The organism is Rhodoferax sp. LB1P47 (assembly GCF_056521445.1).
Map to the genome: position 1 here is coordinate 307,776 of NZ_JBWMAU010000002.1, position 13,791 is coordinate 321,566.

8 protein-coding genes are annotated in these 13,791 nt (G+C 65.4%); 4 read left to right on the forward strand and 4 right to left on the reverse strand.

The window, feature by feature from the left end; translation table 11 throughout:
- Positions 1-15 precede the first annotated feature (15 nt).
- The 4 genes from AC0969_RS05335 to AC0969_RS05350 form a co-directional block, all read right to left on the reverse strand.
- Positions 16-1,728 (reverse strand): PEP/pyruvate-binding domain-containing protein, encoded by a 1,713-nt coding sequence (locus tag AC0969_RS05335; RefSeq protein WP_479623099.1) that lies wholly within the window; start codon positions 1,726-1,728, stop codon positions 16-18.
- On the reverse strand, positions 1,728-3,668 hold the full coding sequence (locus AC0969_RS05340) for a phosphate transport regulator (protein WP_479623100.1): 1,941 nt from the start codon (positions 3,666-3,668) through the stop codon (positions 1,728-1,730). The genes AC0969_RS05335 and AC0969_RS05340 overlap by 1 nt, the downstream gene beginning before the upstream one ends.
- Before the next feature lie 192 nt (positions 3,669-3,860).
- Positions 3,861-6,593 (reverse strand): magnesium-translocating P-type ATPase, encoded by a 2,733-nt coding sequence (gene mgtA / locus AC0969_RS05345; RefSeq protein ID WP_479623101.1) that lies wholly within the window; start codon positions 6,591-6,593, stop codon positions 3,861-3,863.
- A gap of 30 nt (positions 6,594-6,623) precedes the next feature.
- Positions 6,624-8,387: a PHA/PHB synthase family protein gene (locus AC0969_RS05350; protein WP_479623102.1), complete on the reverse strand. Its 1,764-nt coding sequence runs from the start codon at positions 8,385-8,387 to the stop codon at positions 6,624-6,626.
- A 423-nt stretch (positions 8,388-8,810) separates the two neighbouring features.
- On the opposite strand from AC0969_RS05350, the gene arcD reads away from it, so the two are divergent.
- The 4 genes from arcD to arcC all read left to right on the forward strand — a co-directional run bounded on the left by arcD (position 8,811) and on the right by arcC (position 13,779).
- Positions 8,811-10,265: an arginine-ornithine antiporter gene (gene arcD / locus AC0969_RS05355; RefSeq protein ID WP_479623103.1), complete on the forward strand. Its 1,455-nt coding sequence runs from the start codon at positions 8,811-8,813 to the stop codon at positions 10,263-10,265.
- A 16-nt stretch (positions 10,266-10,281) separates the two neighbouring features.
- Positions 10,282-11,517 carry an arginine deiminase gene (locus tag AC0969_RS05360; protein WP_479623104.1) on the forward strand — a complete coding sequence of 412 codons (1,236 nt, stop codon included), beginning with the start codon at positions 10,282-10,284 and terminating at the stop codon, positions 11,515-11,517.
- Between the two features lie 319 nt (positions 11,518-11,836).
- Positions 11,837-12,835: an ornithine carbamoyltransferase gene (gene argF / locus AC0969_RS05365; RefSeq protein ID WP_479623105.1), complete on the forward strand. Its 999-nt coding sequence runs from the start codon at positions 11,837-11,839 to the stop codon at positions 12,833-12,835.
- Positions 12,832-13,779 carry a carbamate kinase gene (gene arcC, locus AC0969_RS05370; protein WP_479623106.1) on the forward strand — a complete coding sequence of 316 codons (948 nt, stop codon included), beginning with the start codon at positions 12,832-12,834 and terminating at the stop codon, positions 13,777-13,779. The genes argF and arcC overlap by 4 nt, the downstream gene beginning before the upstream one ends.
- Positions 13,780-13,791: the final 12 nt, after the last annotated feature.

Below are 13,791 nucleotides of genomic sequence, written 5' to 3' on the forward strand. Positions count from 1 at the left end.
TTACGTCAAACGTACTTAGAACTTGCGCAACAGCGCCAGGCGGGCGAGCAAATCCTCCGGGTAGACCACTTCGGTTTGCGCCGCGCCGCTGTACACGCAGCCGTTGTTGCCGTCCAGCGTCAGCACATCGCCCTCGTGCAAGACGGTGCTGCCCATCTGGATGCTGCGTGTTGCATCGTCAATCTGTAGCTCGCCACAGCCCACCAGACAGACCTTGCCCAGCTGGCGGGCCACCACGGCGGCGTGCGAGGTGCGGGCCCCGCGCTGGGTGAGCAAGCCCACAGCAGATTCCAATGCGGTGAGGTCGCTGGTTTCTGCATCACGGCGCACCAGCACCACCGCCGCACCGGCGGCATGGCGGGCCACCGCCCGGGCTTGGTCCAGCGCTATCTCGCCCACCGCGACGCCACTGCTGGCGGTAGCCGCACGGGCCAAGGGCTGTAGCGGTGCGCCGCTGGGGGCCACCACGCAGGACTGGGCCAGCGCCGCACGGTCTAACCCGGCCGTGCGTTCGCGGGCGGTGTCATGGTCGATTAACTGGGCATCCAGCAGGTCCAGCGCGATACGGGCTGCGGCCTGGGGGGTACGCTTGCCGCTGCGGGTTTGCAGCATGAACAGCTGGCCCTGCTGCACGGTGAACTCAAAGTCCTGCATGTCGCCAAAGCTGGCTTCCAGCTGCTGCGCCGCCGCTTGCAAAGCGCCCCAGACCGCAGGCAGCACGGCCGCCAGTTCATCGTGCCCGTGGGCGCTGCGCCGGCCCGACACCACATCTTCGCCCTGCGCGTTGAACAAAAAGTCCACCCACAGCGCGGGTTCCCCGGTGGCCGGGTCGCGGGTAAAGCCCACACCCGCGCCCGATGCGCCACCGGCGTTGCCAAACACCATGCGCTGCACGGTCACGGCGGTGCCAATGGCATCGGCAATCTGGTTCATGCGCCGGTAAGCACACGCCTTGTCAGATTGCCAAGAGGCCAGCACCGCCTGGATGGCTCCGGCCAATTGCCGCTGCGGGTCTTGGGGAAACGGCTGGCCTGCCGCCTGTGCGTAGGCCGCCAGAAAACGCTGGGTCAGCAGGCGCAGATCGGCAAAGTCCAAATCCCGTTCATCCCGCGTGCCCACCAAGGCCCGCGTGGCCGCGTCAAACACGCCCACGGGCAGGCCTGCCACCACCTCGCCATAGGTGGCCACCAGGCGCCGGTAGGCATCCCACACCAGGCGGGGGTTGCCGGTTTGGCGCAGCACGCCGTCTACCGTGGCATCGCACAAGCCGATGTTAAGCAGCGTCTCCATCATGCCGGGCATGGACACCGGCGCGCCCGAGCGCACCGACACCAGCAGCGGGCACCGCACGCTAGCAAACACCTGCCCTGCTGCCTGCTCCAGGGCGTGCAAGCCGGGTTGCCACAGCCCGGGGCGGGCTGCCAGCGCCCGGGCGGCCGGGTCGGTGCAGTAGTGCGTACCCAGCACAAAGGCCGGTGGCACGGGCAGCCCCATCTGGGCCATGCGCAGCAAATTCCAGGCCTTGAAACCCATCGTTTGGCCCGAGGGCTGCAAGTGGCTGTCGGCCGCGTTGCCGCAGCCCACCAGATACACCTCGTCGGGCCAGGCCAGCGGCGGTGCCTCGGCGAGTGGAATCGTCGGTAGCGGAGCGGAAGGGGGCGGCAGTACCAGCGCAGGCAGTTTGGCGTGCGCACCGTGGTGTTTGTGGTGTTCGTGGCGGTGCGGCATTAATGCACCCCTGCATTGCCAAAGGCCACATCGCGCAGCGCATAGCCCGCTGTCAGCAAGTGGTCCGAGGCGAGTTCCAGCGCCACGGCCAGGTCATTCGCCAGCATCAGCGAAGGGGCATCCTGCACGGTGGCCAAAATCACCCGCCGCGCATCGCGCAGCAAGGCATCGCACTGTCGCTCGGCTTGCAGCACGCGCCACGTCACGGCCAAAAAGGCATCGTTGTCGCTGGCAAGGCTGTCTGCGCCCAAAGTCTGCGCGATGGCCAGCGCCTTCACGTAGTCTTGCGTGGCCTCCAGCACCGTGGCGGCCAGGCGGCCCAGCACTTTGCGCACCTCGGCAGTCCAGCCTTTGTGGTGGTCGTCGGCCACCAGGCTGATTAAAAAGGCGGCCTCCTCCAAGGCATCGGCCACTGCGTCCGACTGCTCGGCCAGCGCCACAATCGGCCGCCAGCGGGGCTGGCGCTGGGCTTTCTCGCGCGCCTGCATCACCAAATGGTCGGCCTTGCGTTCCCAGATTTTGGCCTGGGCCGCCAACGCTTTGGCCGCTTTGCCCGAACTTTCCACGCCGTGCGCCAGCCCGTCGCTGACTGCCTGCGCCAGCGCGTGGCAGTAGGCGGCGTGTTCGGCCAGCAGGTCGAATTCGCTGCTGCGCTGGCGCACGCGCTGGGCCAGCAGCATGCGGGTTTCGTCCACGGCCAGGGCGGGTGGCTGGCCTGCCTGCAAAACCTTGCAGGCCAGCTCCAGCACCGCCACCAAAAAACCACGGGCATCGGCGGCGCCCAGCACCTCGTCGAGCCGGTCGCCAATGCGGAAAGCGCCCTCGCCCGCTGCCTGCATGGCCGCGAAGATGGTCCGTTCACCGCCGATCTGTAGCCAGGCGCGGTGGCCCACGTCACGCCGGGCCGCCTCGGCCAGCACGGCGATGGCATCGGCCTTGCCCACAAAGGCCTGTAGCCGCTTGCGGGCGCGGTTCCAGTCGATCAGGAACACGATGCGCGAGCCTATGCCCTCCAGCGCCTGTTCCAGCGCGGCATCGCTGGCGCAGTCAAACTGGGCGGTGGACACCGAATAGGCCTCGCCGCCATTCAGCTCGGCCTGGGTGCGGGACTCCAGCGCCGACCACTGCGCGCCCAAGGGCAGCAACAGCGCCTGAAAGAACTCCAGCCGCTCGCGGTGCAGGTCGGAATAGGTCAGGCTGATGGCATGGGCGGTGACCTGCATCACCAGCACATGCGCGTCATTGGTGCCAATGTCGTTTTGCAGCAGCAGGCGCTCGCCGTCGCGGGTGGCGCTGGTGTCCAGCCCGGGGTGGTCGAACTTCAGGCCCGCCGTGCGGTTCAGCCCGCGCATAAAGGCGGCTACCCGCACGTGGTCGCCGGGCTGCAGCTCCCACACATTGGCGCCGTCAATCACTTCGGTGGCCAAGGCGCTGGAGAGCTGGTTGATCTGCTTGTGCAGGTCCATCACCAGCAGGTGCAGGCTGTCCGCCCCGCCGCGTTTGCCGTGGGTAAGCGCCTCCACCTGCTTGTCGGTCAGCCGGTCCACCGGCAACGCGGCCAGCCAGTCGAGCCAGTGCTGCACCCGTGCGGCGGGCTCTGTACCCATTGCCGCGCCGTCCAGCACCGGGCGGGCCATCGTGGCCAGGTCGTCCCTGAAGTCCTGCACCAGCTTGGGCAGATCGGGCAGCAGCAGGTCTTTGTCTACCCGCCGCGCCGCTGCGGCAAGGTCTTGCAACCACACGCCCTGCAAGCCGGCGGCGGCCATCTCGTGGGCCAGGTCGAGCGCGTCGCGCTTGGGGTGCAATGCATGCTCTGCGGCGGCCTGCAACACGGTCAGGTACACCTTGAGCCGGTCATTGGCCGCCAGTGCCGCGTGCACCCAGGTAGGGAGCATCAGTTTGTGCTGGCCGAGCGCGGCCACCGCTTGGGTTTTTTGCATGGAGTCCTTGGGTTAGCAGGGTTCAGCAACTAGTCTGGGCAGACGGTGTGTCAAAACGGTGGCAAGCGGAGCCGATGTGGATAAAGCTTGATCTAAAGCAAGCAGGCGCACTTTGGGAAATTGCTACTATAAAGATAGCTTCTTGCGCAGTAGATATATGCGCTAGAGGCATAAAACACTTGTAATTCCCCATCACTGCCAGCCAAACCGCCGGATGTAGTACCGCTTCATCCACGTTGTCAGCAGCCCATAGCCCAGCAAGATCCCCAGCAGCCAGCCGAAATAAGGCAGCGGCAGGGCCTGTAGCTTGAAGTATTCCGCCAGCGGCCCCATCGGCAAATAGATGCCCACGGCTATGGTGGCCAGTGACATCAGCAGCAGCGGCGTGGCGGCCCGGCTCTCTACAAACGGGATCTTGGGGGTGCGCAGCATGTGCACCACCAGGGTCTGCGTGAGCAGCCCCACCACAAACCAGCCCGACTGGAACAGCGTTTGCTGCGCCAAACTATTGGCCCCCAGCACCCACCACATCAGCGCAAACGTGCTGATGTCAAAAATGGAGCTGATGGGGCCAAAAAACACCATGAAGCGGCCTATGTCGGCCGGGTTCCATTGCAGCGGCTTGGCCACCAGCTCCGGGTCTACGTTGTCAAAAGGTATGCCGGTTTGCGAGATGTCGTACAGCAAATTTTGTAGCAGCAACTGAAGGGGCAGCATGGGCAGGAAGGGTAAAAAGGCACTGGCCACCAGCACCGACAGCACGTTGCCAAAGTTGGAGCTAGCCGTCATGCGGATGTACTTCAGCATGTTGCAGAAGGTGCTGCGGCCGATGACCACGCCTTCATCCAGCACCAGCAGGCTTTTTTCCAGCAGGATGATGTCGGCGGCTTCTTTGGCAATGTCTACCGCCGTATCGACCGAGATACCAATATCTGCCGCCCGCAGCGCAGGCGCGTCGTTGATGCCGTCGCCCATAAAGCCCACCACATGGCCCAGCCCGCGCAGGGCGCGCACGATGCGCTCCTTGTGCAGCGGCGTGAGCTTGGCAAACACCTGGTGCTGCTGCACCGCCTGGGCCAGGGCCGTGTCATCCATTTTTTCAACCGCTGCACCCAGCATCACGGTTCCGGCCACCAGGCCCACCTGCTTGCAGACGCGGGCGGTCACCACTGCGTTGTCGCCCGTCAGCACCAGCGTGCGGATGCCGTGGGCAGCCAGGGCTTGCAGCGCCGGGGCGGCAGAGTCTTTGGGCGGGTCTAAAAAGGCGATGTAGCCCACCAGTGTCAGCGCGGCCTCGTCGGCCACCGCGTAAACAGTCTGGCTATTCGGCAGCTCTTTCATGGCCACGGCCACCACCCGCAGGCCTTCGCCGTTGAGCCGGTGGGTGTACTGCTGCACGCGCTCCAGCATGGCGGCATCCAACGGCTGCTCTTGGGGGCCGCTGCCCTCATCCAGGCGCACATGGCTGCAAATGGCCAGCACTTCTTCCACCGCGCCTTTGCAAATCAGTTCGTGGTGCGCATCGCGCTCGGACACCACAACCGACATGCGGCGGCGCTCGAAGTCGAACGGAATCTCGTCAATCTTGCGGTAGTCCTGCTTGAGCTTGAGCTCGGTGGGCAGCTCCACATGGTCCAGTACCGCGCGGTCCAGCAGGTTCTTCAGGCCGGTCTGGTAGTAGCTGTTCAAAAAGGCGAAATTCAACACCTCTTCAGAGTTGCGGCCAAACACGTCGGTATGGCGGGCCAGGGCAATTTTGTCTTGCGTCAAGGTGCCGGTTTTGTCGGTACACAGCACATCCATCGCGCCCAGGTTCTGGATCGCATCCAGCCGCTTGACCACCACCTTTTTGCGCGACAGCAGCACCGCGCCCTTGGCCAGGGTGGAGGTGACCACCATCGGCAGCATCTCGGGGGTCAACCCCACGGCCACCGACAGGGCGAACAAAAACGCCTCCGCCCAGTTGCCCTTGGTAAAGCCGTTGACCAGCAGCACGATGGGCGTCATCACCCCGGCAAAACGGATCAGCAGCCAACTGACGCTGTTGACCCCGGCCTGGAACGCATTGGGCGCGGCATCTGTGGCCGTGACCTTGGCCGACAGCGTGCCAAAGTAGCTGCGGTTGCCGGTGGCCACCACCAGCGCCGTGGCCGTGCCCGATACCACATTGGTGCCCAGAAAGACCAGGTTGCTTTGCTCCAGCACCCCCTCGGCCGTGCCCCGGCGCTCGACAAATTTTTCGACCGGCAAGGACTCGCCCGTCATGGCCGACTGGGCGATGAACAGGTCACGGGCCGACAGCACCCGGCAGTCGGCAGGCACCATGTCGCCCGCCGACAGCACCACGATGTCGCCAGGAACGAGCTGGCGCAGGGCTATTTCCACGTGGGGTGTCGGTGTGCCCGCAGGCTGACTGCCCGTGCGGCGCAGCACGGTGGCGGTGTTGCCGACCAGCGCCTTCAGGCTCTCGGCCGCTGTGTGGGAGCGGCCTTCTTGCACAAAGCGCACCACGGTGCTGAGCACCACCATCGCGGCAATCACGGTGGTGGCTTTGGCATCGGCGCTGAGATACGACACCACGGCCAGCACGGTGAGCAACACATTAAAAGGATTTTTATAGCAACGCCACAAGTGCAGCCATGCGGGAACCGGCTTTTCATGGGCTATTTCATTCGGGCCGACCTGCTGTAGGCGCAGGGCCGCTTCCGCACCACTCAGCCCCTCGGCGCACGACTCCAGACGGGCTATGGCCGCCGCCGGGTCGTCTTGCGCCACCTGCAACAGCGCGGCGGCCATCGGCGGGGATGCCGCCTCCTGGGGGCCCGGGCGGGCCAGCGCATCGCCCAGGGGATGCCGGGAAAAATGCTGCAACCGGCCGTGGCGGCGCAAAAAATGGCTGAACCATTGGGTGAGATGGGTGTTCAAGCTGCGCCTATTGCGGTCAGGGGCTGCGGTTTATTTTTGCAACACATAGGTGCCGGGTGCCGGGCCGAGCAGCGGCAGCCCCTGCGCCTCGGCTCCCATGCTGGGCAGCGCGCCCAAGGGGCCGGAGCGGGCCTGTAGCCAGTCTGCCCACACGGGCCACCAAGATCCCTCTTGCTCGGGCGTGGCGGCCAGCCAGGTATCCGGGTCTACAAACTTGCCGTCATGCTGGCGGATCTGCACCTGGTAGCTGCGGTGCGGCACGCCCGGCGGGTTGACGATGCCCACGTTGTGCCCGCCCGATGTGAGCAAAAAGGTCAGCTCCACGTCGGTCAGCAAGTGCAGCTTGTAGACCGAGCGCCAGGGTGCCACGTGGTCGCGCACGGTGCCCACGCAAAAAATCGGGCAGCCTATATCGGTTAGCGCCACCGGCTTGCCCCGCACCGGGTAGCGGCCCCGCGCCAGGTCGTTGTGCAGGTACAGGCTGCGCAGGTATTCGGTGTGCATGCGGTAGGGCAAACGGGTGCCATCGGCGTTCCAGGCCATCACATCGCCCACCGGCGTGCGTTGGCCCATCAGGTAGTCGTGCAGCATGCGCGACCACACCAGGTCGGTCGAGCTGATCATCTGGAACGCACCGGCCATTTGCTGGTTGTCCAGGTAGCCCTTGTCCCACATGCTGTCTTCCAGCAGGGCGATCTGGCTTTCGTCGATGAACAAGGCCAGCTCACCGGGTTCGGAGAAGTCGGTCTGGGCCGCCAGCAGCGTCAGCGAGGCCAGCCGCCCATCGCCATCGCGCCCCATCGCCGCAGCGGCCATCGACAGCAGGGTGCCCCCCAGGCAGTAGCCCACTGCGTGTACTTTTTGATTGGGCAGCACGGTGCAGACCGCCTCCAGCGCGTCCACCACGCCCATGCGCAGGTAGTCGTCCATGCCCAGGTCGCGGTCGTGCGCTGTCGGGTTGGTCCACGACACCACAAACACGGTAAAGCCCTGGTCCACCAGGTATTTGACCAGCGAGTTGCCCGGCGACAGGTCCAGGATGTAGTACTTCATGATCCAGGCCGGCACGATCAAAATCGGCTCGGGGTGCACGCTGTCACCGCTGGGCGTGTACTGGATCAGCTCGATCAGCCGGTTGCGAAACACCACCTGCCCCGGCGATGTGGCCACCACCGTGCCCACGGGGTAGGCATCGGTGCCCAGCGGTGCGGCCTGTGCCCGCAGCAGTTGCATGTCGTCCTGGTAGTTTTGAAACCCCTGCCACAGGCTGGCCCCGCCGGTGTCGGCCATGCGCTGCAACACCACCGGGTTGGTGGCCACCTGGTTGGCGGGCGACAAGGTGTCCAGCAACTGCCGTAGCGTAAAACTGACCACATCTTCATGGTGTTTGGACACGCCCCGCACCCCCGTGCTGGCGCGCTGCCACCACGCTTGCGTGCGCAAAAATGTCTGGCTGTAGAGGTTGAAGGGCCAGGTTTGCCATGCCGGATCGGAAAACCGCCGGTCTTGCAGCAAGTGGCCGGGCGGCTGTGGTGCATCCGCAAATGCGGCCGCATGCAGCGCCACCAGCTCGCCCGCCAGCAGCGCCGCTTCTTGCCCAGCGGCCACCCGCAGTTCGGCCATTTGCCCCGGGTTGCGCGACAGGTGCAGCAACCAGTCCATAAAGGCCAGCTGCAAGGCCACGGTAGAAATACCCCCGCTCAGGGGCGCCAACTTCGCATGGGTCCAATGGTCCAGATTGCGGGCGGGATGGGTAACCGGCTTCGGTAGCAAAGGCGTAGTGGTGGGTGTCATGCGGTACGAGCTTTCCAAAAAATGGGCCATCGCCATGAAAACAGCAGACTGCGATGGTTTGATGAAATCTCTGGCTGCGCAGCCAAACAGTGCGTACTTGACGCGTAACGGATGGTCTACAAATGCCCAGCGGCCCGCCATGTGCTAGCGCACATAGAGTGGTGATTAGGGGCAGTTACCTAACGGCGATAGCCCGCAACCGTGCTGCTGGGTCCACGCGCGGCCCGGGTGGCATCCATCTGTGCGGTAGCGAACACAGGCAACTTGGCTGCCATTTGATATGCATCAAGGGCCGCACCCGCTGGCCGGGAAACACTGGCAATGTCGGTACATGGAGCGTCGCTATGTCTGTCAGCGCACAGACACAGGCCGTGGAGCTTGGATACCGTAAGTTCTTCAACCACTGTCGTCTGAGAGCACGTTATGACCCCATCGGCTACACCTTTTCCCAAACCGACTGCGGTGGCACGGGCTCCCGGCACGCTGGGCCTCGGCCTGCTGGTGGCCCTGGTGGTGGGCTCCATCATTGGCAGTGGCATTTTTGGCCTGCCGCAAAACATGGCGGCGGGGGCCGGTGCGGGGGCTATTCTGATCGGCTGGACCATCACCGGCGTGGGCATGCTGACCCTGGCCCGCGTCTACCAAATGCTGTCGCTGCGCAAGCCGGAGCTGGACAACGGCGTGTACGCCTATGCCCGTGCCTTGTCGGGCGAATACGTGGGTTTTAACTCGGCCTGGGGCTACTGGATCAGCGCCTGGATTGGCAACGTGGGTTACCTGGTGGCGGCCTTTGGTGCGCTGGGCTACTTCTTTCCGGTGCTGGGCGACGGCAATACGCCCGCCGCCGTGCTGGGCGCGTCCATTGCGCTGTGGGCCATCCACCTGCTGGTGCTGCGCGGCATACAGGGTGCGGCAGTACTGAACGCCGTGGTCACGCTGGCCAAGGTGGTGCCGCTGCTGCTGTTTATCGTGCTGGTGGCGATGGCTTTCCAGATAGACACTTTCCGGCTCGACTTCTGGGGCAATGCCCAGCTGGGCTCGGTGCTGGACCAGGTCAAAAGCACCATGCTGGTGACGGTGTGGGTGTTTATTGGCATCGAGGGGGCCAGCGTGTACTCGGCCCGCGCCCGTGAGCGCAAAGACGTGGGCCGCGCCACAGTGATGGGCTTTTTGGTGTGCCTGGTGCTGCTGATGGCGGTGTCGTTGCTGTCGCTGGGCATCACCACCCAGCCTGAACTGGCGGCACTCAAAAACCCGTCGATGGCGGGCGTGCTGGAAAAGGCCGTGGGCACCTGGGGCGCGGTGGCCATTACCTTGGGGCTGGTGATTTCGGTGGGCGGTGGCTTCCTGGCCTGGATGCTGCTGGCGGCAGAGTCGCTGTTCACACCGGCAGGCGGTGGTGTCATGCCGTCCTGGTTGTCCCAGCAAAACCCCCAAGGCGTGCCCGCCAACGCCCTGTGGCTGACCAACGGCATGGTGCAGGTGTTTTTGCTGGTCACGCTGTTCTGGAAGGCCTCGTACCTGGCGCTGATATCGCTGTCCACCGCGATGATTTTGGTGCCGTATTTATTCAGCGCCCTGTACGGCCTGGTGCTGGCCTGGCGCGGCGAGGGTCCGCGTGCGGCGCAGCACCGCAGCGACATCGCTGTGGCCGGGCTGGCGGCCGTGTATTGTCTGTGGCTGCTGTATGCGGCCGGGCTGAAGTATTTACTGCTCAGCGCCCTGCTCTATGCGCCGGGTGCGCTGCTGTACATCGTGGCCAAACGCCAGCGTTCCGAACAGGCATTTACGCCCTGGGAATGGCTGGTGCTGGCGCTGCTGGTGGCGCTGGCCGCAGTCGCCGCCTATCTGCTCAGCATGGGCCAACTCACGCTTTAAAACCGGACACACCACCATGACAACCCCCTCCCAAGGCCTGCACTCCGAAGTCGGCCGCCTGCGCAAGGTACTGGTCTGCCGCCCGGGTCTGGCGCAAAAACGCCTGACCCCAGCCAACTGCCACGAACTGCTGTTTGACGATGTGCTGTGGGTGGCGCAGGCCCGCAACGACCACGATGCCTTCACATCGGCCATGACCGATCGCGGTGTGGAGGTGCTGGAGCTGCACGACCTGCTGGCCACCACGATGGGCAACCTGGTGGCCCGCACCTGGCTGCTAGACCGCAAACTCAGCCCCGACTTTGTAGACCCTGAAACCGCCGCCCAGCTGCGCCCCTGGCTAGAGGCCCTGCCGCCCGCGCTGCTGGCCCAGCACCTGATTGGCGGCGTGGCCCGGGCCGAGCTGCCGTTTGCCATGGACGGCCTGCTGGCCCGCTGCGCCAGCCCGGCCGACCTGCTGCTGCCGCCCCTGCCCAACACCTTGTTCACCCGCGACAACAGCTGCTGGATTGGCGCGGGCGTGGTGCTGTGCCCCATGTACTGGCCGGCCCGCCGCCAGGAAACATTGCTGATGGCGGCGGTGTACCGCTTCCACCCCGCGTTTGCCGGCACGGTGACCGAATGGTGGGGCGACCCCGAGGCAGGCCATAGCGACCATGGCCTGGCCACGCTGGAAGGTGGCGACGTGATGCCGCTGGCCAATGGCGTGGTGCTGGTCGGCATGGGTGAACGCAGCTCGCCCCAGGGGGTGAGCCAGCTGGCCCGCCGCCTGTTTGCCCAGGGTGCAGCTACCCAGGTACTGGCCGCGCAGTTGCCCAAATCACGCGGGGCCATGCACCTGGACACGGTGTTTACCTTTTGCGATGTGGACCTGGTCACGGTGTTCCCCGAGGTGGTGAACGCCATCCGCGTGCACAGCCTGCGCCCCGGCAAGAGCGATGGCGTGCTGGACGTGCGCACCGAGACCCTGCCCTTCCTGGAAGTGGTGGCCGCCGCCATCGGCCAGCCCCGGCTGCGCAGCATCGCCACCGGGGGCGATGCCTACGAGGTGGAGCGCGAACAGTGGGACGACGGCAACAACCTGCTGGCCCTGGCCCCCGGCGTGGTCATGGCCTACAACCGCAATACCTACACCAACACCTTGCTGCGCAAAGCCGGGGTGGAAGTCATCACCGTGCCCAGCGGCGAACTGGGGCGCGGGCGCGGCGGCAGCCACTGCATGTCTTGCCCGATCGAGCGCGATGCGATCTAACGATGTGGGCACGCCTCGGGGAGGCCGAGGAGGCCGGGGTGGGTGGCTCCGCGAATGTCCCCCGGCCTGCGGCCTCCTCCTTTATTTCGCTACGCCATCCACCCCAACCTCCTCGGCAAGGGTGTTGGGCGCACATCGCGTGGCAATACCGCTGGCAGGAGCGGGTTGGCATGGCACTCGGCGCAGCGGCATAAAGGAGGAGCCGACGGCCCTAGGCCGTCGCGGGGGACAGCCGCAAAGTCGAGTGCCATGCCAGCCCGCTCCCAGCACACCCCACCCCCACCGAATTTTGGAAATGAAATAACCCCCCAAGGACCCCATGAGCTTCAACCTCCGCAACCGCAGCCTGCTGACGCTGCAAGACTTCGCCCCCGCCGACATCCGCTACCTGCTGGACCTGGCCGCCGACCTGAAACGTGCCAAAACAGCGGGCACCGAACACCCCCGGCTGCAAGGCAAAAACATCGCGCTGATTTTTGAAAAAGCCTCCACGCGCACCCGCTGCGCCTTTGAGGTGGCGGTACACGACCAGGGCGGCCACGTCACCTACATCGACTCGGTGGGTTCGCAAATGGGCCACAAGGAATCGCTGAAGGACACGGCCCGGGTGCTGGGCCGCATGTACGACGGCATCGAGTACCGGGGCTTCCACCAAAGCGTGGTGGAAGACCTGGCCCGCTACTCGCACGTACCGGTGTGGAACGGCCTGACCGACGAAGCCCACCCCACCCAGGTGCTGGCCGACCTGCTGACCATGCAGGAGTTTGGCGAAAAACCGCTGCACGAGCTGTCGTTTTGCTACCTGGGAGACGCCCGCTTCAACATGGGCTGCTCGCTGCTGATTGGCGGCACGCAAATGGGCATGGACGTGCGCATCGCCGCCCCCGTAGAACTGCAACCACCGGCAGAGCTGGTGGCGCAGATGCGCGCACTGGCCGTCACCACCGGGGCCCGCATCACGCTGGAGACCGACCCGCTCAAAGCCGTGGCGCTGGCCGACTTTGTCTACACCGATGTCTGGGTTTCCATGGGCGAGCCGGACGCGGTGTGGAAGCAGCGCATCGAGCAGCTCATGCCCTACCAGGTCAACACCGCGCTGATGCAGGCCACCCAGAAGCCGCGTTCGCGCTTCATGCACTGCCTGCCTGCCTTCCACAACCTGGACACCGAGGTGGGCCGCCAAATCCACGAGCGCTATGGCCTGAGCGAGATCGAGGTGACCGACGAAGTCTTCGAGTCCGATGCCTCCATCGTCTTCAGCCAGGCCGAAAACCGCTTGCACACCATCAAGGCGGTGCTGGTGGCCACGCTGGCATGAAGGTGCTCGTCGCCCTGGGCGGCAATGCACTGCTGCGGCGCGGCCAGGCGCTGAGTGCGGGCAACCAGCTGGTCAACATCCGCCGCGCCGCCGCCCAGCTGGCCCGCATTGCCAGCGCACATACGCTGGTACTGACGCACGGCAACGGGCCCCAAGTGGGCTTGCTGGCCTTGCAGGCTGCCGCCTATACCGCCGTAGACAGCGCTGTGGAAAGCTACCCGCTGGACGTGCTGGGGGCTGAGTCGGAGGGCATGATCGGCTACCTGCTGGAGCAGGAGCTAGCCAACCTGCTGCCCGCCACACGCAGCATCACCACGCTACTGACCCGGGTGGAGGTAGACCCCCTCGACCCCGCGTTTAGCCACCCGACCAAACCGATTGGCCCGGTCTACACCGCCGCCCAGGCCGAGGCACTGGCAGCAGATAAAGGCTGGGCGATGGCCGCCGACGGTAAAGGCATGCGCCGCGTGGTCGCCTCCCCCCCACCGCTGCGCGTGCTGGGCCTGGAGGCCATCCGCTGGCTGCTGGAACACAACGCGCTGGTGATTGCGGCAGGCGGCGGCGGCATCCCCGTAGCCCGGGGCGCGGATGGCCACAGCCTGCAAGGCGTAGAGGCCGTCATCGACAAAGACCTGTGCAGCAGCCTGCTGGCGCGCGAACTGCAAGCCGACTGCCTGGTCATCGCCACCGATGTCGCTGCGGTGTACCTGGACTGGGGCCTGCCCAGCCAGCGCGCCCTCGGCAAAGTCACGCCGCAAGCATTGGCGCAACACCCCTGGCCCGCCGGCACGATGGGCCCCAAGGTGGCGGCCGCCTGCGCGTTCGTAGCCGCCACTGGATGCCGCGCCGTGATCGGCTCGCTGGACGACATCGAAGCCCTGCTGGACGGCACAGCAGGCACCCAGATTTGCCCCGACCCGGCGGGCAGAGCAGCCACGCCATGATTTATAAGAAAT

What these genes read in the sequence shown, in the direction of transcription:
- AC0969_RS05350 (WP_479623102.1), bottom strand. Translation starts at nt 8,387, where the DNA reads ATGACACCCACCACTACGCCTTTGCTACCGAAGCCGGTTACCCATCCC.
- AC0969_RS05360 (WP_479623104.1), top strand. Translation starts at nt 10,282, where the DNA reads ATGACAACCCCCTCCCAAGGCCTGCACTCCGAAGTCGGCCGCCTGCGC.
- arcC (WP_479623106.1), top strand. Translation starts at nt 12,832, where the DNA reads ATGAAGGTGCTCGTCGCCCTGGGCGGCAATGCACTGCTGCGGCGCGGC.
- arcD (WP_479623103.1), top strand. Translation starts at nt 8,811, where the DNA reads ATGACCCCATCGGCTACACCTTTTCCCAAACCGACTGCGGTGGCACGG.
- AC0969_RS05335 (WP_479623099.1), bottom strand. Translation starts at nt 1,728, where the DNA reads ATGCCGCACCGCCACGAACACCACAAACACCACGGTGCGCACGCCAAA.
- AC0969_RS05340 (WP_479623100.1), bottom strand. Translation starts at nt 3,668, where the DNA reads ATGCAAAAAACCCAAGCGGTGGCCGCGCTCGGCCAGCACAAACTGATG.
- argF (WP_479623105.1), top strand. Translation starts at nt 11,837, where the DNA reads ATGAGCTTCAACCTCCGCAACCGCAGCCTGCTGACGCTGCAAGACTTC.